The 25,076-nt window shown below is 71.3% G+C and carries 20 protein-coding genes; 7 read left to right on the top strand and 13 right to left on the bottom strand.

Annotation, left to right across the window (positions count from 1 at the left end; translation table 11 throughout):
* Positions 1-143: 143 nt before the first annotated feature.
* A complete protein-coding gene (locus Pla133_RS23875; RefSeq protein ID WP_145070038.1) occupies positions 144-557 on the top strand; it encodes a BlaI/MecI/CopY family transcriptional regulator in 414 nt (137 codons plus the stop codon).
* Entirely contained in the window at positions 554-2,881 is a 2,328-nt protein-coding gene (locus Pla133_RS23880) for a M56 family metallopeptidase (protein WP_145070040.1), read from the top strand. The genes Pla133_RS23875 and Pla133_RS23880 overlap by 4 nt, the downstream gene beginning before the upstream one ends.
* A gap of 172 nt (positions 2,882-3,053) precedes the next feature.
* Here Pla133_RS23880 and Pla133_RS23885 read toward each other — a convergent pair whose 3' ends face one another.
* Positions 3,054-4,250 (bottom strand): aminotransferase class V-fold PLP-dependent enzyme, encoded by a 1,197-nt coding sequence (locus Pla133_RS23885; protein WP_145070042.1) that lies wholly within the window; start codon positions 4,248-4,250, stop codon positions 3,054-3,056.
* A 199-nt stretch (positions 4,251-4,449) separates the two neighbouring features.
* Between Pla133_RS23885 and Pla133_RS26730 the strand changes: the two genes are divergently transcribed.
* Positions 4,450-5,223, top strand: a complete 774-nt coding sequence (locus tag Pla133_RS26730) for a hypothetical protein (protein WP_419195411.1) — start codon at positions 4,450-4,452, stop codon at positions 5,221-5,223.
* Positions 5,224-5,324: 101 nt separating this feature from the next.
* Positions 5,325-6,854, top strand: a complete 1,530-nt coding sequence (locus Pla133_RS23895; RefSeq protein ID WP_145070044.1) for a hypothetical protein — start codon at positions 5,325-5,327, stop codon at positions 6,852-6,854.
* A gap of 16 nt (positions 6,855-6,870) precedes the next feature.
* Here the strand turns inward: Pla133_RS23895 and Pla133_RS26735 are convergent, their stop codons facing one another.
* The 8 genes from Pla133_RS26735 to mutY form a co-directional block, all read right to left on the bottom strand.
* Positions 6,871-7,803: a glycosyltransferase family 2 protein gene (locus Pla133_RS26735; protein WP_419191905.1), complete on the bottom strand. Its 933-nt coding sequence runs from the start codon at positions 7,801-7,803 to the stop codon at positions 6,871-6,873.
* Between the two features lie 827 nt (positions 7,804-8,630).
* The gene (locus Pla133_RS23905; protein ID WP_145070048.1) at positions 8,631-8,900 is read right to left on the bottom strand and encodes a hypothetical protein; all 270 of its coding nucleotides are present in this window, start codon (positions 8,898-8,900) and stop codon (positions 8,631-8,633) included.
* 16 nt (positions 8,901-8,916) lie between these two features.
* Positions 8,917-9,807: a hypothetical protein gene (locus Pla133_RS23910; RefSeq protein ID WP_145070050.1), complete on the bottom strand. Its 891-nt coding sequence runs from the start codon at positions 9,805-9,807 to the stop codon at positions 8,917-8,919.
* A 408-nt stretch (positions 9,808-10,215) separates the two neighbouring features.
* Complete coding sequence (locus Pla133_RS23915) at positions 10,216-10,473, bottom strand: hypothetical protein (RefSeq protein WP_145070052.1); 258 nt, start codon at positions 10,471-10,473, stop codon at positions 10,216-10,218.
* Between the two features lie 16 nt (positions 10,474-10,489).
* Positions 10,490-11,233: a hypothetical protein gene (locus tag Pla133_RS23920; RefSeq protein ID WP_145070054.1), complete on the bottom strand. Its 744-nt coding sequence runs from the start codon at positions 11,231-11,233 to the stop codon at positions 10,490-10,492.
* Between the two features lie 368 nt (positions 11,234-11,601).
* Complete coding sequence (locus Pla133_RS23925; protein ID WP_145070056.1) at positions 11,602-13,281, bottom strand: hypothetical protein; 1,680 nt, start codon at positions 13,279-13,281, stop codon at positions 11,602-11,604.
* Positions 13,282-13,413: 132 nt separating this feature from the next.
* Positions 13,414-13,971: a hypothetical protein gene (locus Pla133_RS23930; RefSeq protein WP_145070058.1), complete on the bottom strand. Its 558-nt coding sequence runs from the start codon at positions 13,969-13,971 to the stop codon at positions 13,414-13,416.
* 97 nt (positions 13,972-14,068) lie between these two features.
* Positions 14,069-15,205, bottom strand: coding sequence for an A/G-specific adenine glycosylase (mutY, locus tag Pla133_RS23935; protein WP_419191906.1), 1,137 nt, complete (start codon positions 15,203-15,205; stop codon positions 14,069-14,071).
* A 218-nt stretch (positions 15,206-15,423) separates the two neighbouring features.
* Between mutY and Pla133_RS23940 the strand changes: the two genes are divergently transcribed.
* Positions 15,424-16,044, top strand: coding sequence for a DUF1579 domain-containing protein (locus Pla133_RS23940; protein WP_145070062.1), 621 nt, complete (start codon positions 15,424-15,426; stop codon positions 16,042-16,044).
* Between the two features lie 230 nt (positions 16,045-16,274).
* Here Pla133_RS23940 and Pla133_RS23945 read toward each other — a convergent pair whose 3' ends face one another.
* Positions 16,275-17,336 (bottom strand): hypothetical protein, encoded by a 1,062-nt coding sequence (locus Pla133_RS23945; RefSeq protein ID WP_145070064.1) that lies wholly within the window; start codon positions 17,334-17,336, stop codon positions 16,275-16,277.
* Positions 17,337-17,468: 132 nt separating this feature from the next.
* Here Pla133_RS23945 and Pla133_RS23950 point away from each other — a divergent pair, with 132 nt between their 5' ends.
* Both Pla133_RS23950 and Pla133_RS23955 read left to right on the top strand, forming a co-directional pair.
* Positions 17,469-20,105, top strand: coding sequence for a tetratricopeptide repeat protein (locus tag Pla133_RS23950; RefSeq protein WP_145070066.1), 2,637 nt, complete (start codon positions 17,469-17,471; stop codon positions 20,103-20,105).
* A 60-nt stretch (positions 20,106-20,165) separates the two neighbouring features.
* Entirely contained in the window at positions 20,166-21,344 is a 1,179-nt protein-coding gene (locus tag Pla133_RS23955) for a low temperature requirement protein A (RefSeq protein WP_145070068.1), read from the top strand.
* Between the two features lie 54 nt (positions 21,345-21,398).
* Here the strand turns inward: Pla133_RS23955 and Pla133_RS23960 are convergent, their stop codons facing one another.
* The 3 genes from Pla133_RS23960 to Pla133_RS23970 form a co-directional block, all read right to left on the bottom strand.
* Positions 21,399-22,709 (bottom strand): DUF1501 domain-containing protein, encoded by a 1,311-nt coding sequence (locus Pla133_RS23960; protein ID WP_145070070.1) that lies wholly within the window; start codon positions 22,707-22,709, stop codon positions 21,399-21,401.
* Positions 22,710-22,729: 20 nt separating this feature from the next.
* Positions 22,730-24,157 (bottom strand): DUF1800 domain-containing protein, encoded by a 1,428-nt coding sequence (locus tag Pla133_RS23965; RefSeq protein ID WP_145070072.1) that lies wholly within the window; start codon positions 24,155-24,157, stop codon positions 22,730-22,732.
* Between the two features lie 270 nt (positions 24,158-24,427).
* Positions 24,428-25,015, bottom strand: a complete 588-nt coding sequence (locus tag Pla133_RS23970) for a GNAT family N-acetyltransferase (protein ID WP_419191907.1) — start codon at positions 25,013-25,015, stop codon at positions 24,428-24,430.
* Positions 25,016-25,076: the final 61 nt, after the last annotated feature.

Below are 25,076 nucleotides of genomic sequence, written 5' to 3' on the forward strand. Positions count from 1 at the left end.
CCTCTCATACCAAAGGGGCGGCGCGGGCGCTGGATCACATCCGCAAACCCTTTGTGCGGAAGTATTTGCAGACCGACGTCGAAGTTCCGGGCGGGGCCGGGGGAAACCTGACTACAACTGTGGTCTAGACCACAACTGTAGTCATGAACCACGATCAACCCGACCCCGAGACCGTCGCCCAGCGCATCACCGAAGCCGAGTGGCGGGTGATGGAAGCCCTCTGGGACCGCTCGCCCCGCACGGCCGCGGACCTCGCCGCCGACCTCTGCCCCGCTTCCGGCTGGAGCGAGCGCACGGTCAAGACCCTCGTCGGCCGCTTGGTCAAGAAGGGCGCGGTGTCCTTCGAAGCCCTGGGCAAGCGCTATCTCTACGCGCCGCGCATCTCCCGCGGCGAGTGCGTGATGGCCGAGGGCAAGAGCTTCGTCGAGCGGGTCTTCGGCGGCTCGACCAAGCCTCTCTTGGCCCACTTCGCCCGGGAGGGCGAGCTGTCGGCCGACGACATCCGCGAGCTGCGCGAGCTGTTGGACGATCTGGAGCGGCGCGAGGGCGGGCGGTGAGCTGGCTCGATTCCGTCGCCCCCGAGCTGCTCGGCGCCCTGTGGCGTACTTCGTGGCAAGTGGCACTGCTGGTGGCGGGTGTGCTGGCGATCGAAGCCCTGCTCGGTCGCAGCCTGACGGCGCGTTGGCGCTATCGGCTCTGGCTGCTCGTGTTCGTGCGACTGCTGCTGCCGGCACCGATCGCGATCGAAGGCGGCCTGGTGCCGTGGACGTCCATGGAGGACGACCTCGGCCGGCGGACCCAGCAGACACCGGACGCCAACGACGCGCCGTCGCACGCGCCCCTCACCATCGGTCCCCGCCCGCGCGCGGTGGCCCCGGCTCCCGAGGCGCGGTCGGCAGGCGTTCGTACGGTGCCAGGCACGAAACCGCCGCCTGAGCGCCCCCGAAGAGCCGCATTCGGCGGCTCTTCGGATGGGCGCTCAGGCGGCGGTTTCGTGCCTGGCACCGTACGAACGCCTACCGACCCCCTCGATCCGATCGAACGCTTCGGCTCCACCACCGTCGCGGTCTGGCTCGCGGGACTGATCCTGTGCCTGCTGCGCCTCGCCGCGGGAGCCCTGCGATTGCGCGGGAGAATCGCGCGCGCAAGCAGGGTCGACGAGCCCAGGCTGCTCGCCGCCCTCGACGACGCCGCGCGCCGCGCGGGCCTCGCTCACGCCCCGCGCGTGCGCTGCCTACCGACGCTCAGCGGCCCGGCCGTGGTCGGCGTGCTGCGCCCGACCCTGATCGTGCCACCCGACCTCGTCTCGCGCCTCGCGCCAGCGGACCTCGAGCGCGTGCTCCTGCACGAGCTCTTCCACGTGCGGTCTCGCGACGTCGCCGTGAACCTGGCCGCCGCAATCGCGGGGGCGGCCTTCTGGTTCCACCCCCTCGTGTACCTGGCGCGCGTGCGACTGCGCGCGGCCCAGGAGTCCGCCCGCGACTGGCAGGCCCTGGACGCGGCGCAGGCCGCGCCCATCGGCGGCTACGCGCGGGCACTGGTTGACCTCTCACAGGGACGTCACTCCGTCGTGCCGTCCACCGCCCTTCCCCTGTCGCGCGCCGGTCGCGATCTCGAGCGGAGAATCCTGATGATCGACAGCTACAAGAATCGACCCCACCGCTCTTGGCTGGTGGGCGCGCCGCTGGTGCTGGCCCTGGCCTGGACCGGTCTCACCGATGCCGCGGTTCCCGCGGTCCTACAGCGGGAGGCGAGCGAGGCAGCCTGGCGCGAGATCCCCGTCCAAGCTGTCCGCACCGAGCCCGCCTGGGCCCAGGAACTGCGCCAGCGGCTCAACGAGCCCGCGGCCATGCCACCGATCGGCGAGGGCGCGACGTCGAGCGACGTGATCGAGATGCTGCGAGCTGCGCTCGGCGTGAACATCGTCATGCACCAGGACGCACGCACTGCCCTCGAGGAGATCGAAAATCCACGCTTGCGGGGCGCATCCACGGGGGCCGAGATCCTCGATCGACTCGTGCGCCAGGTGGATTCGGACTACCTGCTCTGGTGCCTGACCGGCCACGCCATCTACATCGCTCCGACGTGGCAAGCCCCGGATGCCTTCGACTTGCGCCTCTACGACATCGGGCCGCTGCTCGACCTCGGCTACGAGCTCGACGAGATCGAGGAGTACATCGTCACGGCGACTTGGCTGCCCTACTTGGACTGGGACCAGCCCTGGGTCTCGATCGATCGGGTCGGCAGGACCTTCGCGATCTCGCACACGTCGAGCCGGCACGAGGAGATCCGCCAGGCCCTCGAGCGACTGCTGAACGGCGGACGTCGTCCCCCCGGCGGTGAGCTCAGCCCCTCGATCCTCGAGTCGCTCACCGACGAGTTGATCGAGCTACACACCGACGACGCCACGACACTCGGTGAGACGGCCGATTGGCTGTCGCAGACCCTCGATGTCGACATTTTGATCAGCGACGGCTATCAGGACGACGAGGCCGGTGTCTTCGACCTGATCGGCGTGCCGGCCAGCGATGCCATCGCCTGGCTCGCCCGCGCCCACGGCCTCAACATCGTCGAGCAGCTCGGAGGCATCGAGTTGCGCGAGATGCCCGGCGGCGACGTGGAGACCGAGTTCTTCCGGCTGGATGCAGTCGTGAGGTCGGTCATGGCGAGCGAGGGCGAGGCCTTCGGCGACGAGTACCCCGAGTGGGCCTACGACGAGGTGACCAACCTCTTGCGGAGCCAGGTCCAGCCCGACTACTGGGACCAGGTCTCCGAGGCCGCAATCAGCCGCTTGGGCGACTTCCTGATGGTGCGCGCGACGCCTCAGGTCTTGGGCCAGGTGCGCCAACTGCTCGCGTCGCTCGAGGCCGTGTCGCGCTGACTGTGGGACGTACGGTGGCGGGATTTTTGGGACGTACGGTGGCGGGATCATTTGTCCCACCGGCCGCCGATAGCGCTGCGTTTCGCAGCGCTATCGGCGGCCGGTGGGACAAATGATCCCGCCACCGTACGTCCCAAAAATCCCGCCACCGTACGTCCCAGTACGTCCAACGTCAGACCCGCGCCGAACTCAACAGCCCCGCCAGCTCCTCCGCCAGCCGCACGTATTGCTCGGGCGTGTTGTAAACCTGGCCCGAGATCCGCAGCAAACGCCGGGGCGGCTTGGGCCAAGCCATGATCGGCACCTCGATGCCCCTCGCCACCAAGGTCCGGTGCAACGGATCGACCCACAGTCCCTGGTCGTAGCGTCCGTCGTGGGAGTCCGGCAGCGGCACGGACGCCGTCGAGCCGATCATTGAATCGGGCGCCGGGGGCTCGATTTCGAGCACCTCGCACAGAAGGCGTCGCCCCTCGAGCACGAGCGAGCGGTTGTGTGCGCGCAGCTCGCGGAAGCCACCGGGCAGTAGCCCGCGCAGGAACTCGATCGCGCAGGGCGTGGCCAACCAGGGCGTCGGATCGACGGTGCCGATCCAGTCGGCTTCGATGCGGAAGCGCGAGCGGTCCTCGCGCGTGGAGTTGGCGCCGTGGCTGATCGCGAGGGGCCGCACGCGATGCTGCAGGTCGCGCCGCACGTGCAGGATCGCGGAGCCTTTCGGGGCGCAGAGCCACTTGTGCGCGTTGCCCGTGTAGTAGGCCGCGCCGAGTGAATCGAGGTCGAGGGGCACCATGCCCGGCGCGTGGGCGCCATCGATCAGCGTCTCGACCCCGCGCGCTCGCAGCACGGTGACGAGCTCCTCGACCGGCATGATCAGGCCGGTCTGGCTGGTCACGTGGTCGATCAAGAGCAGCCGCGTGGCAGGCGTGACCGCGTCGAGCACCCTTTGGACCACGTCGCCGGGGCTGGCGATCGGGAAGGGCAGCTCGACCATCCGCACGGTCGCCCCCGCGCGCTCGGCGACGTAGCGCAGGACGTTGGCGCTGGCGTTGTACTCCTGGTCGGTGACCAAGAGCTCGTCGCCCGGCTCGAGCTCCATCGAACGCAGGATCGTGTTGATCCCGACCGTCGCGTTGGGGACCAGGGCCAGATCGTCGGGGTCGGCGCCCAGGAACGGGCCGAGCACCGCGCGCACCTGGTCCAAGAGCCCCTCGAGGTCGCGGGCGAAGAACTTGACCGGCCCGGCCTCCATGCGCTCGCGCCAGGTCTGCTGTTCGGCGAGCACGACCCGCGGGCTGGCACCGAAGGAGCCGTGGTTGAGGAAGTCGACCTCGGGGTCGAGGGGCCAGTGGCGGGCGTGGGCGGAGCCGGGCATCGGTGATCTTGGCTGGGGGTGGGCCGCAGGATCGCACTTCACGGGTCGCCGCGCCACGGCTCCGGCCCATGCGCCGCCGGGCGGGAATCTGACCGCGGCCCGGTCGTAGTGCCGTCGGCCCACTCGGGCCCGGCCCCCACGCCCCGCCAATCCGATCCTCTGTGAGGAGACCGCCATGTGTCGTCTGCCCCTGTGCCCCGTGAACCGCTCCCTCCTGCTCGCCGCAGTTGCCCTGGCAGCCGCCAGCCAAGCCGCCCAAGCTCAGTCCTTCAGTCAGCTCGCGCCACCGGTCGGGATTCCCGGCGACACCATCGTGGTGCACGGTTCGAACCTGGATTCGGTCACCGCCGTGCGCTTCAACGCCGTGGTGGGCGGATTCGTGGGCCAGGCAGCGATGGACGCCCCGGCCACGGTGATCGATTCGAACACCCTGTTGGTGGACGTGCCCCTGTTCAACAGCTTCGCGCCCCCCACCGCGATCCCACCCGGCTCGGTCGACGGCTTCCTGCAGCTGCTGACGCCCGGTGGCCTGACGGGGAACCAGATCGTGTTCACTTTCCTCGAAGCGACCCAGGGCCAGATCGTCACCTACGGCCAGGGCGGCAGCGAGGCGGGCGCCTTCGATCCGCGCATCGGCTTCCGACTGCAGTTCGGCCTGCCCGTCGCCGGCAACCCCAGCTTCGACGCCCGCGCCTTCGACCTGCCCCCGGGCTCCGCGCCCTTCCTGTTCATCGGCCTGCCGGGAACCTCGCCCTACCCGCCCTTCGCGGGCGGCGAGCTGCTGCTCGACGCCGCCGGCCCCGTGATCGTCGTCCCCGGCGCCATCCCGGCCACCCAGACCATCGGCGAGACCTTCGTCCAAATCGCCATCCCCCCCAGCGCCGCCGGCGCCACCGTAGGTCTGCAATGGATCGCGATCGACGGGAGCAACTTCACCCTGGCGATCACCAACGCACTCCAGGCGACGCTTTGAACTCGAGTGCCGGGCAGCGCGTGTCGAGTCCTCGACAGCAGCCACGTGGCACCCGGGTCCCGTAGTCTGTCGGGCCGCGCCGCCAGCTCGGCGCGGCCCGCTTGAGCCCTCCCTCATCGCAGCTCCGCCCCGCGGCCGGTTGGCCGGCCAGCTTGCTCGTCGCGATCCTCGCCGGGTCGGTGTTCGGGGTGCTGTACGGCCTGGGCGATCGGTCGGCCCACTTCGGTGACCACGGCTACTTGGTGCGGGTGGTGACGGCGCGGGGCGAGAGCTACCACGGGCTGATCACCCTGGCCATCGCCCTCAAGGCCTGGACGGGGATGACGGCCGAGTCGACCCTCGACCTGCTCGCAGCGACTTCGGGGGGCCTCTCGGTCGGCCTGGTGGTGGTCCTGGCACGCTGGCGACGGCTGGGCACCGCCGACGCCCTGCTGCTCGCCGCGGCCTTCGGTGCGACGCCGGTGGTCTGGTTCTTCGCCACGGCGATCGAGGTCCACGCGCCGCAGTTGGCGCTGACCCTGATCGCCCTCGCGATCGTCCTGGCGACTCGCGATCGCGGCGTCTTCGCCTGGCGCGCGGCCGGCTTCCTGGCGGGGGCCTTGACCCTGATCGCCGCCCACCCGATCTCGGTCCTGGGGCTGCCGGCCCTGGCGGCGTTGGTGGTTCCCGATCGGCGCGCGCGGCGGGCACTGATCGCGGTCGCCCTGGCGGCCTCCGTACTCGGCTTCGCCGTGGTGGCGCTGATGCCGTCCGGAGTGGTCACCGATCTGATCCCGGTCAGCCGCACCGAGACCGATCGGCTGCAGCGCGTGGCGATCTGGATCAGCTCGATGTTCGAGCACGGCGACGTCAACGGGCACATCGACCTGGCGTACGTCCTGGAGCACAACGCCCTGGACTGGTTCTGGATGCACGGGCTGATGCTGCTGCCCCTGGTCACCGCCTTGCTGCCCCGTGCGCCGCTCGACCCGCGCACCCGCGCCGCAGCCCTGGCGGCGATTCCGCCCTACCTGCTGGCACCGCCGCTCCTGCGCGTGCGCGAGCTCGGCGGCTACTACGCCCTGCCCCTGGCCCTGGCTCTGCTGCTCGCCCTGGACCTGGCCGTGAGCGCGCGCCGGACCAGACCGCGAGCACTGCACGCCCTGTTGGCCCTGGCCTTGGCCGTCCAGGCCCTGGTCGCCTGGCAAGTCACCGCCGGCTGGTCACGCATCGGCCCCGACGCGGTGCGCGAGCAGGCGATCCTGACCGCCGTCGAGCAGGATCCGCGACCGACCTGCGTCTTCACGCCCTCGCCGACCTGCGTTTCGGAGCTGCTCGGCCACCCGCTGCTGGCCCTGGTGGACCTGCGCTACGCGTCCGGCGTGATGCGCCCGGGTGACGCCGATGACGTGGCGCGACGCACCGTCGAGGGCATGGCGACGGCCCTCGTCACCGGCCAACGGGTGCTGTGGGACGACGGACTGGACCGACTGCGCGGCCCCTACGCTCCACCCCTGCGGCGCCTGTTGAACGCGATGCGCGCCCAGATGGCGAGCGTCGGCATGACCCTCGGCGAGGTCGGCGACGGCGTGCCCGCCCCCTTGCGCGAGGTGCGTTGGGAGCGACCGATCGTGCAGCCCGCGCGACGTTGAGGCGCGCACGCGCCGTCTACAACCGCGACTTCTTCTCGATCAGGTCCGCCAGCAGGCCCACGCTCAAGACCTGCACGGTGGCGACGAACAAGAGCACGGTCTTGTCGCCGAGGTTGGCCGGGGTCTCGATGAAGATGTCGTGGTAGAGGCTGATCATCAGGCCCAGGACCAGTACGCCCGCGGCGGGGTAGAAGACCTTGAGCGGGTTGAAGTACATCACCGTGCGCACGATCAGCGCGGTGAAGCCCAGGGTGTCGCGGATCGGGCGGATCTTCGACTGGCCGTCGCGGTGGGCGTAGTTGATGTCGACGTAGTCCACCCGGTGGCCGTTGGTCAGTGAGGCCAGGGTGATCGTGGTCGTGAAGCTGAAGCCGTCGGGCAGGATCGGCCGGTAGGTCAACACCAACTCGCGGCGGAAGGCGCGCAGGCCGCTGTTCAGATCGGGGATGTGGGTGCCGGCCAGGAAGGAGGCCAGCATCCGCAGGGCGGCCTTGGCCGGGCGGCGGATCAGCGGGATGTGGACGTCCTCGCCGCGGCGCGCGCCCACGGCCATCTCGGCGCCGTCGTCGATGCGCGCCAACAGGTCCGGGATGCGGTCCTCGGGGTAGGTGGCGTCGGCGTCGGTGATGATCACCACGTCGTACTTGGCGGCGGCGAAGCCCGTCTTGAGGGCGGCGCCGTAGCCCCGGTTGACCCCGTGTCGAATCGCCCGCAGGGGCTCGAAACGGGTCTCCAGACGCTCCAGCAGGGCTGCCGTCCCGTCGGTCGAGCCGTCCTCGACCACGAGCACCTCGAGCGGCACCCCCAGGTCCAGGGCGCACAGGCGCTCCATCACGCCTTCGATGCCCAGCTCCTCGTTGTAGGCGGGCACGACCACGGTCACGCCGCGGCGGCTGGGACGGTCGGTGAGCGGCGAGTCGGCGAGAAGGTCTTGATTGGGAGGAGTCATCGCGTGGGGGCCGGCGGGCGGGGCGAAGGGTACCCGGAGGGCGCCCACGGGCGACCGCGCGCTTCGCAGTGATCTGCTCGCGAGCGTCGGCGGCGCGACAGGAAGTGCCGTCGCCGGGCCAGATCGCCGTCGGCGTCCCGGTTGGCGCGAACCCACTGGCTGGCCCGCTTCGGGGGTCACTTGCGTCGACGACCGAGCCGTTCGGAGGCTGATTCGAGGGCGCGACTCGCGGGGTTCCGCCAGCACAGATGCCCTCGCATGGCCGCGAGGAAGTCCCGGGGCGCAGGCTGCCGGGCGATCTCGAACCAAGTCGATGGAGGGACGACCGTGGCAAGCTAGGAGCCTGCGCCACAGGGTGCCTCGGCCCGGGACCTGGGGCGGGTTGCCGCAGCGCGACCTGGACTTGGTCGGCGGGCAGCTCGAGGCGGTCCTCTGGCTCGCCAAAGTCGAGGCCTCCAGCGATTGCGACCGAACCTTCGATAAGGTCGAAGAGGGTGTCGCAGCTCTCGATCGGCGGGTCGGGGGGGACTCCAGCGAGGTTGAGCACCGCTCGAGACAGCCTCGCTGACCGAGGCCAACGCGAAGATGCGCCCGCGGCTCGGCGTGGTACCTGGGCACCGCACGCTTGTCCGTAGCGGTCACCACCGACCACGCCGAGATCGATCGACCTGGTCGGGCGCATGACCCCCGGGCCCTGCGGTGCGAGTATTTCCCTGGGGCTTCGAGGCGCCCTGTCACAAAGGCGGCCCCGATCGGCTGCGAACAGCTCATCGGGGCCTCGGGGGTCCGCCGGGGAGAGCGGCTGGAGGGAGGGCAGGCCGCTTCGGTCAGCCGTCCATCGCGGCCAGATCCTGTTCGATGCTGGCCTTGAGGGCGGCATAGGTCTGGTCCTCGTTGGACTCGTCGATGTTGGCCTGGGCCTCGATCTGGGCCTCGTCCGCGGTCACCAGGGGAGGGGACTCCGCCTCGGCCGGGGGCATGGAGTTGTCGGCGCTGGCGTGTCCGTCCGACATGCAGCCGGTCAGCACCAGGGGCAGGGCGACGAGGGCGGCGAGCGACATGCCGAGCCTGGTCGAGGTGTAGTTGAGATGGGTCATGGGGATTCTCCTTCGTTCAAGATCCGGTCTCGAGTTCGTCCACGACGGCGCTGAAGGTCCCCGGGTCACCCAGGGCGGCGTCGCCGTTCTCGATCAGGCGACGGTGGCGCGCTCGCTCGACCTCGCGCAGTCGGTCGACCTCTTCGGTCCGCGCGGCGTCGGAGCGCAGACGGGCCAGTTCGCCGAGGCGGTCGAGTTGCGCCAGGCGCATGCGATGCTTGGCCACGTCGTTGAACATCTCACGCATCACTTCGTTGCGCTCGAGGCTCGCGAGGGTGCGCAGTCGTGGACTGCGGACCTGACGCGACGGATCCCTCAGCTCGGCCATGCTCGCGCGGTAGCGGGGCAGGGCACCAGCCGCTTCGAGGCGACGACGCAGGGGCTCGTCGGCCTGGTCGGCCCGCATGCGCGGGAGGACACCGGCCGCTTCGAGACGCTGCTGCAGCGCGCTCTCGCGACCGGACATCGAGAAGGCGCGGCGACGGGATTCGTCACCCGTGCGGGCCGCCTCGATCCGAGCTGCCTCGGTGCGAGCTGCCTCGGTTCGAACACTCTGGGTGCGCGCGGTTTGGATGCGCGCGGTCTCTTCCCTCGCCGCTCGGGTGCGAGCGGTCTGCGTACGGGCGGTCTGGGTGCGAGCGGTCTGCGTGCGAGCGGTCTGCGTGCGCGGCGACGAGACCGGCGCCGCTTGGGCGTTGGAGCCTCGACCGCGCTGCTGCGCGATCATCGAGCGACCGGGCTCCCCCACCGACGTCGGAGAGACCACCGACGCGGCCCCGAAGGCCACGGCGCTACTGGCCACGGGTTGCGCCACGGCGGTGGGGGCGAAGACCATGCCGACCCCGATCGCCATGGCCGGGATGAGGCGTTGTCGGATCGAACGGATCTGCATTGTGTGTCGCTTCATTGGATGTCTCCCGTGTTGGTTGGAAGAAGACGTCCAGACCATTAGCAGCAACCGTGCCATGGTGTCCGACCCCACACAGGGCCCACGAGAGCCCTCCCCCCCGCGGCCGAGCCCCCGGTCAAATGGAGAACTTGCCGCGTAACCTCCGATCGCGCCGGCCCCGCAGCGGAGCTGCCTACATGGCACACACGGTGAACGTCCCCCGTAGAGGACATGGGTGCCTGGCAGAACGTTGGGAGCGCGATGCGAGCACCCGCAGTGGCGACTCCAGGGGACAGCAGCGACTGTCGTCACCGCGCTGTGGCGCACGCGCTCCGCGCGCCGGGTGGCGGACTCCTTCAGGAAGCTGATGGAGAATGCGAGCGGCGCCGCGGTCGCGGCGCCGCCGCCACTCGAAGCCCGCCTCGGTCAGTTGCCGTCCATCGCCTGCAGGTCCTGCTCGATGGCCGCCTTCAGCTCCTCGAACGTGGCGTCGGCGTTCTGCGTGGTGATGGACTGCTCGGCGTCGGCGTTGGCCTCGGCGGCGCTGGGCAGGGGCGAGGGCTCGGCGGCGGAGGCAGATCTGCTCGCGGAGTCTCCCCCGGTGATGCAACCCGTCAGACCGGTAGCGAGGAATGCAGCGGCCAGGGGGGCGCGCGCGATCGAGATCATTCGTCTTCGTTGCATGGGCTCGGCTCCTCGCTCAGCGCCCGGCGGGGCGGGTCTCGAGTTCCTCGACCACGGCGTCGAAGGTCCCGGGAGCACCGAGCACCTCGTCGCCCCGCTGGGTCACCCGGCGCTGGCGCGCGACCTCGAGCTCGCGCAGGCGACGCACCTCCTCGACGCGCGTGGCGCTGCCCGATTCGCGGGCCAGGCTCTCGAGGCGATCGAGCTGCGCGAGGCGCACCCGATGCTTGGCCTGCTCGGCGAACATCGTGCGCAGGAGCGTGCTGCGCTCCATCTGGCCCAGGCTCGACAGGCGCGGGCTGCGCTGTTGGCGCGAGGGTTGGCGCAGCTCGGCCATGCTTGCGCGCACGCGCGGCAGGACGCCGGCAGCTTCGAGGCGCGCGCGCAGGGGGCGGTCGCCAGCGGTCGCGCCGCCGCGCTCGAGCACACCGGCGTTCTCGAGACGTTGCTGCACGGCGCGCTCGCGGGGTGAGGCTTGGTAGGCGCGGCGAGCCGAACCGGCGGCGCCGCGGGTTTGCGCGCCGGCGCTCGCCTGATCCTCGCGCGCATTCTGGGTCCGAGCCTGCTGCGTGCGAGCCTGCTGCGTGCGGGCTTGCTGGGTGCGAGCTTGTTGCGTGCGGGCCTGCTGTGTTCGCGCGCTGCCGGCGCGCGACTGCGACGACCCGCGGCTGCGCTGAGCCAAGACATCGGGCGCGCTGAACGCCGTCAGCACCAGGGCGAGGGCGGGAACGAACAGGCGGCGCAGGCGCGGTCGGGTCACAGGATGCATCTCGAGTCGACTCCAGGGTTCGGGGTCCGTCGCGGGTCGTCGCGCGCGCGGGTGTCGCTGTGAGCTGTACCTGCGCGGGGCGCGGGGGGCATTATTGCGAGTCGTGGCCTCGCCGTGTCGAATCGCAGCAGATTGGACCGCCCGTCACCGCTCGGTGTCCTCCACTCAGTGCCCGCCGCCCAGTCCACGCGGACTCATCGGACTGCCCCTGTCCGCCCGCCATCGCAGGGCCGGCCGCGGCCTTCCACGGCCTCGCGCCCCGCTGCTCGGCGCCGAGGTCCTGGCCCCGTCGCTCCGACGAGAGCCGCTCTGCACCGTCCGCGCTTCGACGCGACACTGAGCAGCGCGGGGGCCGAGCGCTATCGAGGCTCGATCGGAACCACGACTCGCTCCCCTGTGCTCGATTCGACGGAGACATCCATCGCACCCTTCAACGTGAGCACGCGAGCGGACATAGCGCCGACGGGCAAGGCGCCCAGGGAGACGCTTTCTCCGCCGCGCGCCGTCACCTGGATGAGGTTCAGCACCTCGATGCGGCCCAGGTTCGACGTTGTCTGAATCGTCACGAGGTCGCCGAGCTGCTCGCTGAGCTCGAAGACCACCTCCGCCACGCGGACGGCGATGCCGCTGTCCGCGCGTCCGAGCGCCAGGGGAACGAAACCGTACGAACCGAATCGGCCGACCAGGACGTTGGGAGGCACGGGCCCTCGCCCGCCCAAGCGGACGCGACCGGCGTGGTCGACGGCGAGAACCCTGCCTGCCGGGTTGAACGAGACCCGCTCCGGATCGATCGACCAGATCGGCTGGACGACCAGTTCGGCGGGATCGATCCCCTCGACGTCGAGCACGAGCTCCCGCATCGGGCCACCCATCGGGGGGAGCAGATCGATCGTCAACGAGGCGTCCTCACCTTCCGACAGGGAGAGCCACCAGGGATGCTCGCCCCAATAGCTCCGAGCCGACAGCGACCCCGCCTCGTCCACGTGGCCGAGGAAGTACTGCCCCGCGGGCACGAGGGGGAACACGAGGTCGTCACCCGAGACCTGCAGCGGGCAGGGCCCCGAGGTCTCACCGACCAGCACCAGCTCGGTCGCGAGTCTCCGTCCAGCGCGAACGGTGACCCGCGCCGTCCGATCCAGGTGCGCCGTGACCTCGCCCGGGGCCCGCTCGACGTCGTCCGGTCGCACCAGGGCGAGCGCCGCGCTAGCGACACCGAGTCCGCGAGCGCTGGGCGTGCCGGCCCACAGCTCGAAGGGCATCTGCTCGAGCGGCACCGCCGCGTCGCCGTGGGAATCGAGCCTGACCCGCCCGAGGATCTCCGCGCCCCCGGGCGTGCGGAGCTCGAGTTCGAGGCCCGCGAGCGGGTCTCCCTTCCGGACGAAGGTCACTTGCTCGACCGGCAGGCGCGCGAGCGCCACCGTCACGTCATTGCCCTGGCGGAGCTGCTCGGCGAGGTCGTCGTCCACGGCTCGCGCGAAACCGGGGGCCTCCACGGTCAGGCGAAGGTCGGTCTCGCCGACGAGGACGGGCCCGAAGTCGTCCGCGGCGATCCGACCGCGGCGGCTCTCGATCCATTCGAAGTCGAACCACTGATCGGGCACCTTGCCGCCGAAGCGCTCCAACGAGCCGATCCGTGCCCGGAAGTGGTCGAGCTCTCGGGCGTCTTCGCCGTCGACGCAACGGATCGTGGGCGAGTGGACCCGGGACAGCCCGAGCACGGTGGGCCGCTCGACCCGCAGCTCGACCGACGCGGTCTTCTGGGCTCGCTTCAACTCGACTTCGGCTCCCGCTTCCGCGCTGAACCTCCAACCGGGCGACTGGACCAGGGCGACTTCCGCCGGGCCGGGCGGGAGCACGAATCGCCCGCTCTTCGACTTCGATCCTTCGAGCACCAGACGCAGCGGCACGTGCAGATGCTGCGTCCGCAGGTCGAGCTGAATCGGGAGCTCACTCGTCCCGTCCTCAACGCCGAACGCCTCGAAGCTGAGGCTGGCCGCCGGAGCGAGCTCTAGCTCTGCGTCGCCGCCTGGCCCGATCAAGACCCACCCGCTGGATCGATCCGGCGCGGTCGCCCTCGCGAAGGCCTCCCCCGTCCACGGAATCCGGAAGGCCCCGTCCGCGTCCGAGACCGCACTGACGACTTCGCGACAGTTCGGCCAACGGGTCAGGACTCACACGTCCGCGCCCGCGACCGGACGTCCGGCGTCGTCGACGGCTCGCCCACTTCGGTGCTCCTCGGGCGCGAGGAGGATCGTCCCCAGATCGATCCGAGCTTCGCCCCCCGCCACCTCGCCATCGAACGCCGCGTAGCCGGGTGCGCTCACGGTGACTCGACCGCCCGCGTCGACGACAGTCAGTTCGAAATCTCCCGTGCCACGATCCGCGAGCACCGCACGGCGGCCACCAGGCCCCGTGACCTCGATCAAGGCCGTCAGGCCATCCCCGGTGATCGAGTCCACGACGCGGCCGCGCAGCTCGACGACGGTACCGGAGACCGATGGCTCTCCGCCGGCTCGACCGCGAGCTTCCGGTGCAGCGATGGGCTCGAGCGTCCGCGTCTCCGCCTGCCCTGGCGAGCGCTCCACGTCCTGCTCGAGCCCCGCTTCCCCCGTGGTGTCACCGTCGCCGTAGCCCAGGAAATCCGTCGCCTGCGCGCGCATCCAGATCCCGAGCGCCGCGAACAGCAGCGAGCCGGCGAGGATCGACAGCAGGATGTGCGAAGACTTCATGGCGCTTGGGTCGAGTTGGTCAGTGGGGACGCCGCTGGCGACTGCCGCTGGTCGGGATCGATGACGCGGCCCCGGCCGGGGCCCCCAAGCATGCCATCTAGACCCACCCACCCGCGAACGGCCGACGCAGGATCTTGCGAGCCATGCCCGTCAGGCCGAGCCCGGCCAGTTGCTCGCGGTGGATCCAGGCCAGGTCGCCGCCGACGGGGAGGGCGCCGCCGGGGGTCCACAGCTCGCCGCGGCGCACGCGGGCCTTGATGCGGTGGACGGTGATGCCGTGGCTGAGCTTGCCGAGCTCCTCGTGGGGCTGCAGGCCCGCGTGGGCGTACTCGGTCGGCCACAGACGCCCCGCGTCCGAGGCCAGCTCGCGCGTGGGCAGCTCCCACAGGCCGGCCATGCGGCCCTCGTCGGGGCGGCGTTGCAGGAGCACGCGGTCGTCGTCGCGCACCAGGAGCACTTCCAGCTCCACCTCGACGCTCGGCGGCCGGACCTTGGGGCGCGGCAGCTCGCGCTCGAGCCCTTGCAGGCGCGCCTGGCAGAAGGACGACACGGGGCACAACAGACAGCGCGGCTCGCGGGGCGAGCACAGCACAGCACCCAGCTCCATCAACCCCTGGTTCCAGGAACCCGGCCCCCAGGGGCCGATGCCGTCGATCGGCACCAACATCCCGGCCAGGTCCCACAGGGCCTTCTCCATCAGGCGCGAACCGAGCGGCGCGTCGAGGGCGAACAGGCGCGCGAAGACCCGCGCCACGTTGCCGTCGACCAGCGGCTCCGGAAGGTCGAAGGCGATCGAGAGCACCGCGCCGGCGGTGTAGCGGCCGATGCCCGGCAGGGCCAGGACCTCGTGGCGGTGCGTCGGGAAGCGACCGCCGTACTCGCGCAGGATGACCTGGGCCGCGGCCTTCAGGCTGCGCGCGCGGCGGTAGTAGCCCAGGCCCGACCAGGCCGCCAGCAGCTCGTCGTCGTCCGCCGCGGCCAGGTCGGCGACGGTCGGGAAGCGCTCCAGGAACGCCGTCCAGTAGGACTCGACCGTGGCCACCTGGGTCTGCTGCAACATCGCCTCGCTGATCCAGATCGCATAGGGATCGTGGGTCCGGCGCCAGGGCAGGTCGCGGGCCTCGGCGTCGTACCAGGTGAGCAGCGCCAGGCGCAGGGCCTCCACCCGCTCGGTGGCCAAGAGGTCCGGGGTCGCCTGCTCTCGGATCGGGGATTGGGCCGGTTCGGCGGTCATGGGGAGGGTGGGGCAGGCCCCCGACGCAAGGGTCCTGTGAGGACCGCACGGATCGGCCGGGGCGCGGTAGGGTAACGCCCCCGAGCGCCGACCCGAGCCGTCCGTGCGCCCCCCGCGTCTACCGGCCCCGCGGGGGGCCGCGGTCCGTGAAAGTGCCCCCCGCACCGGCCCATCGGCCCGGCTCAACCAAGCCATTTCAGATCACGGAGTTATCCAAAGTGCACACCACCGCTACCGCCGCCTCCATCGCCGCCGCCCTCGCGCTCGGCTTCGCCGCCGGCAACTACGAGCCGACCCCGTCCAAAGCTCCCACGGGCCAGGAGCCGTCGATGGACGAGATGATGGCCGCCTGGGAAGAAGCCGGAACCCCCGGCGACCACCACCGCCTGCTCGACCCCTTCGTCGGCACCTACACGGCCAAGGCCAAGTTCTGGATGGCGCCGGGCCAGCCGCCGACCGAGTCCGCCGGGAAGATGGTCACCGAGTGGATCCTCGACGGGCACCAGCTCAAGCAGACCTACCACGGCGACATGATGGGCGAGGAGTTCGAGGGCCTCAGCCTGTGGGGCTACGACAACGCGGCCAAGACCTACCGCGGCGTCTGGGTCGACTCGATGTCGACCGGCATGTCGATCTCCGCCGGCTACGTGAGCGACGACGGCAAGGTCTTCACGATGTTCGCCTCCGACACCGATCCGATGACCGGTGAGGAGATGCAGAGCGAGGACCGCATCGAGGTGATCGACAACAACACCCAGAAGTTCACGCGCTGGGGAATCATGGGCGACGAGCGCATGAAGATGATGGAGATCGTCTACACCCGCACCCAGGCCAAGTGAGCCGGGTCGCGCGCGAGCGCGATTCGGATCAGCACACGGGCCCCGTGGGACGTTCAGTCCCGCGGGGCCCGTGGTCATTGCAGACGCACTACGGTTGAATGCGCGCAGCCGTTGAACCTGCGCCGTCATCGATGCACCGCGGCGTCGCGGGCCCGTGCTGTGCGATCCGCAGCGACGGCGCCACAGGCGCATGGCGACCGGCGAGCATCGCCGAGCTTCGAGACCCGCCCCTACTGCGCGTCCTCGACCGCGCCCGCCAACTCTTCAACGTCCCAACTCAACTCGCCCGCGAGGCTGCCGCCTGCGTGTCGGTCGAGGCCGTCGAGGACCAGCATCAGGAGCGCCGCGGTGCCGACCACCGTGGGGTGCAGTCCGTCGCCCTGGAGGAACTCCTCCACGTCCTCGCCCTCGAAGGTCTGGCCGCGCAGGGTCAGGTCGCGGCCCGCGCGCAGGTCGGCGAGGAACTCGGCCATGGGCACGATCACCACGTGCTCACGCTCCGCCGCCCACTGGGCCAGGCGGCCGTTGGCCCAGGCCACGGTCTCGTCCTTGGCGCGCAAACTCGGAGCGACCATCCACTCCGCGACCTCCGGCCCCATGGTCGGAACGGTGCCCAGGACGAGATCGCCGAACTCACCGTCGAGGGAGTTCAAGAGCCACTCGAAGGCGTCGCGCCGATCGCGGTCGCCGCGGTAGGGGCCGTGCACGAACCAGAAGGGCAGGTCCACCGCGAGGGTCGCTGTCGGACCGAAGGCGGCCGCGGCCGCGATGGCCTCGCCACCCCGATCGAGGGGTGAGCTGAACAGCATCAGGTCGGAGGCGTCCAGGAGCGCGGCGGGCGGGGTGACCAGGGCCAGCTCGAGGAAGTCCGCCATGCTCGCGGCGCGGCCGAGCTCGGCGTTCAGGTTGAAGCCTCCGGTGGCGCTGGCGCCGAGCAGGGCGATGCGCTCGAGAGTCGCTGGAGCGACCGGCGCGGCGCCGCTGCCAGCCCCGCTCTCGACGACGGGCGCGTCCGCGATGGCAGGCACTGTCGCGGCAGGCACGTTCGCGGCGGGCACGCTCGCGGCAGGCACGTTCGCGGCGGGCACGCTCGCGGCCGGAGCAGCATCGGTGTTCGCCGTCTCGCCCGGGCCCGTCGCGGCCGGACTGGCCACCTCGATCGGACCCGGGACCCGGGTCGGCCCCGCGTCACCCTTCTGGGTCGCCGACGGCGCCGCGCAGGCCCCCGACACGAGGGCCAAGAACAGCGCGAGGGCCAGCGGCCGCCGACCAGAGTCCTGTCGTCGATTCATGGTCCGGATCCTCGTCCTCGCTGATCGCACGCCGACCGAGCCGAGACCGGGCAGCTCGGCCGGGCTAGTCGGGGGACGCGCGAGGGCCCCACGCTAACCTGCGGGGCCGCGACCGCGTAAGCCAGCTCCCCGATGCGCTACCTGCTGCCCGTTCTCCTTCTCGCCCTGGTCTTCGCGGCCTTCTCGGCCTCCCTGGGCGGGGAGTTCGTCTACGACGACCGGTCCGCGATCCAAGCCAACCCGCTGATCCGCGACCTGGGGAACCTGCCGCAGTTCTTCAGCGGCGGCTACTGGGACTTCCTGCGACCGGAGGAGTCCGCGCGCATCGCCCAGTGGCGGCCCCTGACGGCCACGACCCTGGCCCTGGGCTACGCCCTCGGTGACGGCTCGCCCCACGGCTTCCGACTGACGTCGATCCTCGTGCACCTCGCGGCGACCCTGGCGGCGTTCGCCCTGGGGCGCCGCGTTGGGCTGGGAGCGCTCGGCGCGACCCTGGCGGCGGCCGTCTACGGGCTGCACCCGGTGCAGGTCGAGGCGGTGGCCTGGTCGAGCTCGATCGCCGATCCCTTGCTGGGTCTGTTCGGCCTGGTCTCGATCGAGCGCTGGATCGCCTGGCGCCAGCGGGGCTCTCGGGGACTGCCCCTGGGGTTCCTCACGGCCACGGCCCTGGCGCTCTTGTCGAAGGAGGTCGGTCTGGTGCTGTTGCTGGTGCCGTTCCTCGTCGATCGCGTGCTGCGCCCGACGGCCGCGGCGCAGGGCAGTGCGCCGCAGGCGAACCGACGGGGGCCACTGGTCGCCGTGGCCGCCCTGGCAGCCCTCTACTTGGGCGCGCGAATCGCCGTCTTCGGCCAGCTCACGGGCGGCCTCGGTCGCGTCAACGGCATCACCGAGCTGCCCCTGGCCCGGCGCATCAGCCTGCGCTTCGATGTCATCGGCGACGCCCTCGCGACCCTCGTCGCGCCCTTCGACCTGCGCGTGTTCCACACGGTCGATCCCCTCGGCGGCGGACTGTCCGACGGACGGGTGATCGCTGGCCTCGCGGCCGTCGGCGCGATCGCGGTCGGGCTGTGGGTCCTCGCTCGACGCCGCTCGCGCCTGGCGCTGTTCGGCGGTCTCTTGACCTTGCTGCCGCTGCTGCCGATCGTCGCGCGCCCGGGCGCCCTGGGTCGCTTCCCCCTGTCCGACCGCTACCTGGTCCTCTCGACCGCCGGGCTCGGGTTGCTGCTCGCCGCCCTCGTTCAGGGACTCGCGAGCCGGCCGGCGCGGCGCAACCTGGCCCAGGGAGCCTTGGTCGTCTACGCGCTGCTCCTGGGCTTGGTCAGCTTCCGGCGCGTCCCGGTCTGGCACGACGACGAGACCCTGTTCACCACGGCGGCCGAGGAGAGCCCGGAGAGCCCCTTGCCCCACTGGTCCCTGGGTCGCGTGCTGCTCGAGCGCTTCCAACAGGAGCCCGCCCTGGACTTGGCCGAGAGCGCCCTCTCGCGCTTCGAGCGGGCGCTCGACATCGCCGAGGACTTCCGCCAGGACCGCGCCCACGCGATGGTCAGCTCAAACGACGTGCTGCAGTCGAACATCGGCCTGGGTTGGAGCTACCTGCTGGTCGCGCCCTTCGATGGCTACGGCGACTACGAGTCGCCCCAGCGCATCTTCGAGTTGCAGCTCGACGCCAGGCCCGACAGTCGCGAGGCCTGGGTCGGGCTGGGAGCGACTTTGAAGGCCCAGAAGCGCTTCGAGGAGGCGATCGACGCCTTCGGGCACGCGATCCAGATCGATCGGCGCTTCGCCGAGGCGCACTTCGACCTGGGGCAGGTCTACATGGAGATCGAGCGCTTCGGCTTGGCGCGCGCCAGCTTCGAGCGAGTGCTGGAGCTGCGCAGCGGCGTGCTCGACGACTACCTGTGGGCGGCGCGCGCGGCCATCGAGGAGCGCCAGCTCTCCCTGGCCGAGGGCTACCTGGCCACCGCCGATCGACTCGCTCCCGGCGATCCCCAGGCGCCGACCCTGCAGTCGACGATCGCCTTCCGCCGCCGCGACTACCCGGCCGCCCTGGACGCGGCCGACGAGGCCCTGCGCCGCGACGGCGAGCACGCCTGGGCCCACAGCGAGCGGGCCAAGGCCCTGCTGCAGCTCGGCCAGGACGACGACGCCCTGCTGGCCTTCCGGCGCGCCTGCGACTTCGGCCCGGAGCAGTTCGAGCCCCACTACAACGTGGCCGCGATCCTGATCGGGCGCGGGGCGACGGAAGCCGCCCTGCCGTACCTGCGTCGCGCCTACGAGCTGTGTCCCGACTCGGGCCTGCGCGGCAACCTGCGCGGCGACCTCTCGCGCGCCTTCGCGCAGGACCGGGCCGGACTGATCGAGCTGGCGCGCCTCGACGGTGCCCGCGGCGACATCGATTCCGGCCTCTACTGGGCCCAGGGCGCGCTCAACCTCGATCCCGACGACGTCGACGCCCTGCGTCTGGCCGCGGAGCTGCTGCGCCGCGACGGTCGACCGGCCGACGCCGCGCAGCTCCTGTTCCGAGCCGTCGAGGTGCGCCCGGGCGCGTTCCCGATCGTGCGCGAGCTCGGGCTGGCCCTGGTCGAAGCCGGCGACGGCAATGCTGCGCGCCCCTGGTTGCAGGAGGCGCTGGAGCTGCTCGACGAGGCCCTACCCGGCGACAGCGAAGCCGCCGTCAAGTCGCGCGAGCTGATGCGCGGCCAACTCGAGCACAGCCTGGAGGCGATCCCCCTCGGCCCCACGCCCGCGCCCTCGAACGACGGCGAGTGAGCCCGGACCTGTGGTCGGCGCATGGCGCAGCAGGCACGCCCTGCCTATCGTCGCGCCAACATGAGTGATTCAGCTGCAACGGCCGGGCGTTGGCACCGGCCGATGGTGCCGCGCAAGCCCGACGAGCTCCACCGGGCGGCCACGCCGCTCGAGCTGCTCTACGACCTGTGCTTCGTGGTCGCCATCGCCCAGGCAGCGCAGTCCCTGCACCACGCGCTCGCGCACGGCGAGGGTTGGCACGCGCTGGTGCCGTTCGGCATGGTGTTCTTCGCCATCTGGTGGGCCTGGATGGGCTTCACCTGGTTCGCGTCGGCCTACGACACCGACGACGTGCCCTACCGGCTGAAGGTCCTGCTGCAGATGTTCGGGCTGCTGGTGCTGGCCGCCGGTGTACCGCGGGCCTTCGAGCACCAGGACTTCCGCTTCATGGTCGTGGGCTACGCCATCATGCGCGTCGGCCTGGTGGCCCAGTGGCTGCGGGCGGCGCGGTCCGATCGGGGGCGGCGCAGCACGGCCCTGCGCTACGCGACTGGGATCAGCGTGCTGCAGGTGGCATGGATCGGCATGCTGGCTCTGCCCGCGCAGTGGCAGGCGACGGTGTGGCTGCTCTTGGTTCCCGCGGAGCTGGGCGTGCCGGTCTGGGCCGAGCGCGCGGGCGCCACCAGTTGGCACCCCCACCACATCACCGAGCGCTACGGCCTGATGACGATCATCGTCATCGGCGAGTCCGTGCTCGCCGCCACCGTCGCGATCCAAACCGCGCTCGACGCGGGCGCCTTCTCGGCCGCCCTGGTGGCCGTGATCCTCAGCGCCCCGGTGATTCTCTTCGCTATGTGGTGGCTGTACTTCCAGCGGCCCGCGGTGGCCGCCGAGCGCACGAACTGGAAGGCCATCGCCTGGGGCTATGGCCACTACTTCGTCTTCGCAGCCGCCGCGGCCACCGGCACCGGACTCGCTGTCGTCGTCGACCACGCCGCGCACAGCGCCCACATCAGCTCACTCGCGGCCAGCCTGACCCTGGCGATCCCCGTCGCCCTCTACGTCATCAGCCTCGCGCTCAACCACATGCGCTGCGGCGATGGGGGGTGGAGGCACTTCCTGATCGCGCTCCTCTGCTTGGGGACCGCGTGGTTGCCGCTCGGCCCGGTCTGGATCGCAGCCGCGCTCGCCCTACTCACCGCCATCGAAGTCGTGGACGAGAACCGGCGTGCGATCCAGCAGGACGGCGCGGCCGCGTAGGTACCGACCAAGCGCACGAAACCAGCGGTCGGGTGCTCACGCACTCGCCGCCCCTCAACCGAAAAGCCCGAGCGGCTGATGGACGTGCCCGGGGAAGACGGCGTCGAGGTCGCTGACCCCCATGCCCTCGAGCAGGATCTCGCCCAAGAGGTCGCGGTAGTCGGTGGTGACGGCGAGGTCGCCCTGATCGAGTTGGGACTCGGCCAGGCCGGGCCAAGGGCCGTGGACTTGGCCGCCGTGCACGGCGCCACCCTGCACGAAGATCAGGCCGCCGTGGCCGTGGTCGGTGCCGGCGCTGCCGTTCTCGGCGACGCGGCGCCCGAACTCAGAGTGGGCCACGAGAACCACCCGGTCCGCCACCGGAAGGGTGTCCTGGTCGAAGGCCGCGAAGGCGCGCGTGAGGTCGTCGAGCATGGCCGACATCTGACCGCCGTTGGGCCCTTGGTTGGCGTGGTGGTCCCAGCCGCCGTAGTCGAGGGTGATGGCTTCGAGGCCCACGTCGGCCTTGATCAGGGCCGCGGCGGCGCGCAGCTGCTGGCCGAAGGTGCTGTCGGGGTAGGTGGCTGTCGGCTCGGGCTGGTAGCTGGCGATGCCCAGTGAGTCGAGCAAGTCGATGCCGCCGAAGGTCGTGCCCGCGGTCACGTTCAGGGGCGGGAGCGCGGCGGGGTAGGCGGCTTGGATGGCCGCGCGCCGTCGATCGGCGGTGAAGGCGGCGCCGGGGAAGGCGAAGTTCGCGGGGTCCGGCACGGCCAGGGTCTTGGGCGCCTTGGCCAGGGTCCTGGGCAGGAGGTCCTCGATCGCCACGGCTCGCAGGCCCGCGGCCGGCGCCGTGGGCGGCGCGTTCACCAACGCCCGGGCCAACCAGCCGGAGTCCACGTTGCCCAGGGGCTGCTGCGGCAGGCCGAACTCGATCTTGCTGAAGGCCAGGAAGTGCGAGCGGGTCGGATCGGTCGATCCGGCCGCGTGGACCAGGGCCAGGCGGCCGCCGGCGAATGCCTCCTGCAAGGGCGCGGCGGCGGGGTTGAGGCCGAAGAAGCCGTCCAGGTCGAGGGCGCCACCGGACTTGCCCGGCGCCGGCACCGCGAGGCTCGGCCGGGCCTGGTAGTAGCCCGCGTCGCCGTGGGGCACGCAGACCGAGAGGCCGTCCATGGCGCCGCGCAGCAGCACGTAGACCAGCGTCGTGCGCGGCGCCGCTCCGCCCGCGGCCCGCGCCACGCCCGGCAACCACAGGGGCGCCGTCAGGGCTCCCGCCCCGGCCAGGGCGCCGCGCCCCAGGAACTGGCGCCGGGAGAAGCTGCGGTACTCGTCGCAGGCGCCGTGGTCGTTGCGGCCCGGCGCGCTCTCGTCTCGGTGTTGGTCTGACATGGCTGGCTCGCTGGGTTCGGTCAATAGAGCTGGAAGTGCGGCATGGAAGCCGCCAGGGCCACGGCTTCGCGCACGAGGAAGCCGGTCAGGAGCGTGAAGTCGTCCACGTAGCGCTGCACCAGGGCGACCTCGGAGCTCGGCGAGCGCCCGCCGGTCAGGCGCTCGTCGATGGCGGAGGCCAGCTGCGACTTGGGCGGGTTGCCGATCGCGACCAGGAAGGCGTCGGGGTCGAAGGAGCAGCCCAGGTAGACGCCGGCCAGGAGGTTCGAGGCGAACTCCCAACGGGGCAGGAGCGAGCTGCCCCAGGCGCCGAGCGAGTCGGGGTAGCCGTTGGGCGGCGACCAGTCGTAGGGCACCTGCCCCATGCGCCGCAGGCCCTCGGTCATCAGGTAGGTGCTCTGCACCTCGATCCCCGCGGCGCGCAGCAAGGACGCGGCGAAGTGCAGGGGGCGCTTCAGCTTGGGCTGCTCCCAGGGCTTCACGCGCAGGAAGTGCTCGGGCCGCAGGGTGGCGCGCACCATCTCGCGCAGGTCGCCACCGCTCGAGTGGTAGACCTCGGCCACCCGCTCGACGATCGCCGGCGGCACGTCGTAGCCCAGGAACCAGCGGCACAGCTTGCCGGCTACGTTACGAGCCGTGGAGTCGTGGCCAGCCAGGATCGCCAGGACCTGACTGCCGTCGCTGAGCCCGCCGAACTCGGGCAGGTCGACACCCAGCACCGTCTTCTCGCCCTGGTCGTGCAGCAGCCAGGTGAACTTGAAGTCACCGAAGCCGGGCCCCGGCGTGGTGTCGAAGGTCCAGCCGGTGAAGGCCCGCGCCACGTTCTTGACGTCGTCCTCGGTGTAGCCGCCGTCGACACCCAGCGTGTGCAGCTCCATCAACTCGCGGGCGTAGTTCTCCTGGGCGCCGAGCACCGTGTTGGCGTAGTTGTCCAGGTAGACCGACATGGCCGCGCTGCGCGCCGAGGCGACCAGCAGCTCCGGGAAGCGCCCCAGGGCGTGGGCGCGGATCACTTCGCGGTCGTCGACGGTCTTGAGCAGCGTGCAGAGGCCGGCCTGGTGGTAGACGTTGAAGTGGTCGGAGAACAGCTCGACCACGCGCTCGAAGAGCTGCCGCTTCGAGAAGGCCGCGCGCAGCACCGCCGCCTGGCGCAGCTCGAGCAGGGGCACGATGCCGAGCTCGCCGTAGGCCGCGAGCAGTTGCCCGGCGCTCAGGTTCAAGCTGCCCAGGCCGACGAGCTTGGCGTCGAGGGCGCTGTCGTCGATCAGGTTCGGCGTGAGGTGGTACTCCACGTAGCCTTCGAAGCCGAGTTGGCGGGCCAACTGGAACTCCTCGGGGCACAAGCCGTTCGTGACGCGGTCGACGAGGGCGGCGAGGAGCTGGTCCTCGCTGGGCATGGACAGGGTCCGCGCGGCCGTCGGATCGACGGCGGGCTGGGCGATCTGCATCGCTCCTCCGGGGTTCGGCCGGGATGCCCTGGGCACCGCCGACGACTGGCGTGAAGGGCGAAGGCGCAGCGAGCGACGGCGCGCGCGACTTCACCAACCGGACGGACGCGCGTGGACGGGGGGCGTGAAAAGAGAATCGCCCCTTCGCGACAGGAAGCTCCCCCACGGCGTCGCGCGCCCGATCCAACCCTCCCTCGAGCGAACCCGCCGCTCAGCGCGGCGCAGGCCCTGCGCCCGGCGCCAGCTGCGTGAGGCCGTCGAGGCGGTCGCTCACCGAGCCTGCCACTCGCCGCGCAGGACCGCGTAGAGGATCACGTCCTCGAAGCGCTCCCAGCGCCGCTGGCGTTGGCGTAGGTGGCCTTCCTGCTGCATGCCGAGCTTCTCGAGCACGCGGCCCGAGCTGGGGTTGCGGGCCACGTGGTGGGCCTCGACGCGGTTCGCGTTCCAAGCGCCGAAGCACCAATCGATCACCGCGCGCCCGGCTTCGGTGGCGAAGCCGCGGCCCCAGGCGTTGCGCCCGAGCCAGTAGCCGAGCTCCGCGTTGCGGCAGGGGGCGTCGAGCTTGGCCAACACGCCGCCGCACAGCCCGTTCAGGCTCCCGGGCGGCGTCTCGATCGGCTCGATGGCCCAGTGCACCGCCTGGCCTGCCTCGGCCAGGTGCCGTTGGCGCTCGAGCTGGCGCCGCGCGTCGTCGAGGCCGAAGGGGTGCGGGTAGCCGGCGGTGAACTCGACCACCTCGAAGGCCTCGAGCAGGGCCGTCAGGCGCGGCGCGTCGTCCTCGACGAAGGGCCGCAGGCGCAGGCGCGCGGTCTCGATCACGGGCGGGGCCGAGAGGTCGATCGATCGTTCGTCGCTCACCGGCGCAGGGTAACCGCGGCGGGCCGGCCTTGAACCGCGCGCTCCGGTGGGCGATGGTCGA

The organism is Engelhardtia mirabilis (assembly GCF_007748095.1).
GTDB lineage: Bacteria > Planctomycetota > UBA1135 > UBA1135.

Coding starts and splice junctions, on each gene's coding strand:
- Pla133_RS23955 (WP_145070068.1), top strand. CDS start 20,166: ATGAGTGATTCAGCTGCAACGGCCGGGCGTTGGCACCGGCCGATGGTG.
- Pla133_RS23950 (WP_145070066.1), top strand. CDS start 17,469: ATGCGCTACCTGCTGCCCGTTCTCCTTCTCGCCCTGGTCTTCGCGGCC.
- Pla133_RS23960 (WP_145070070.1), bottom strand. CDS start 22,709: ATGTCAGACCAACACCGAGACGAGAGCGCGCCGGGCCGCAACGACCAC.
- Pla133_RS23930 (WP_145070058.1), bottom strand. CDS start 13,971: ATGAAGTCTTCGCACATCCTGCTGTCGATCCTCGCCGGCTCGCTGCTG.
- Pla133_RS23945 (WP_145070064.1), bottom strand. CDS start 17,336: ATGAATCGACGACAGGACTCTGGTCGGCGGCCGCTGGCCCTCGCGCTG.
- Pla133_RS23965 (WP_145070072.1), bottom strand. CDS start 24,157: ATGCAGATCGCCCAGCCCGCCGTCGATCCGACGGCCGCGCGGACCCTG.
- Pla133_RS23875 (WP_145070038.1), top strand. CDS start 144: ATGAACCACGATCAACCCGACCCCGAGACCGTCGCCCAGCGCATCACC.
- Pla133_RS23915 (WP_145070052.1), bottom strand. CDS start 10,473: ATGCAACGAAGACGAATGATCTCGATCGCGCGCGCCCCCCTGGCCGCT.
- Pla133_RS23910 (WP_145070050.1), bottom strand. CDS start 9,807: ATGAAGCGACACACAATGCAGATCCGTTCGATCCGACAACGCCTCATC.
- Pla133_RS26735 (WP_419191905.1), bottom strand. CDS start 7,803: ATGACTCCTCCCAATCAAGACCTTCTCGCCGACTCGCCGCTCACCGAC.
- mutY (WP_419191906.1), bottom strand. CDS start 15,205: ATGACCGCCGAACCGGCCCAATCCCCGATCCGAGAGCAGGCGACCCCG.
- Pla133_RS23885 (WP_145070042.1), bottom strand. CDS start 4,250: ATGCCCGGCTCCGCCCACGCCCGCCACTGGCCCCTCGACCCCGAGGTC.
- Pla133_RS23905 (WP_145070048.1), bottom strand. CDS start 8,900: ATGACCCATCTCAACTACACCTCGACCAGGCTCGGCATGTCGCTCGCC.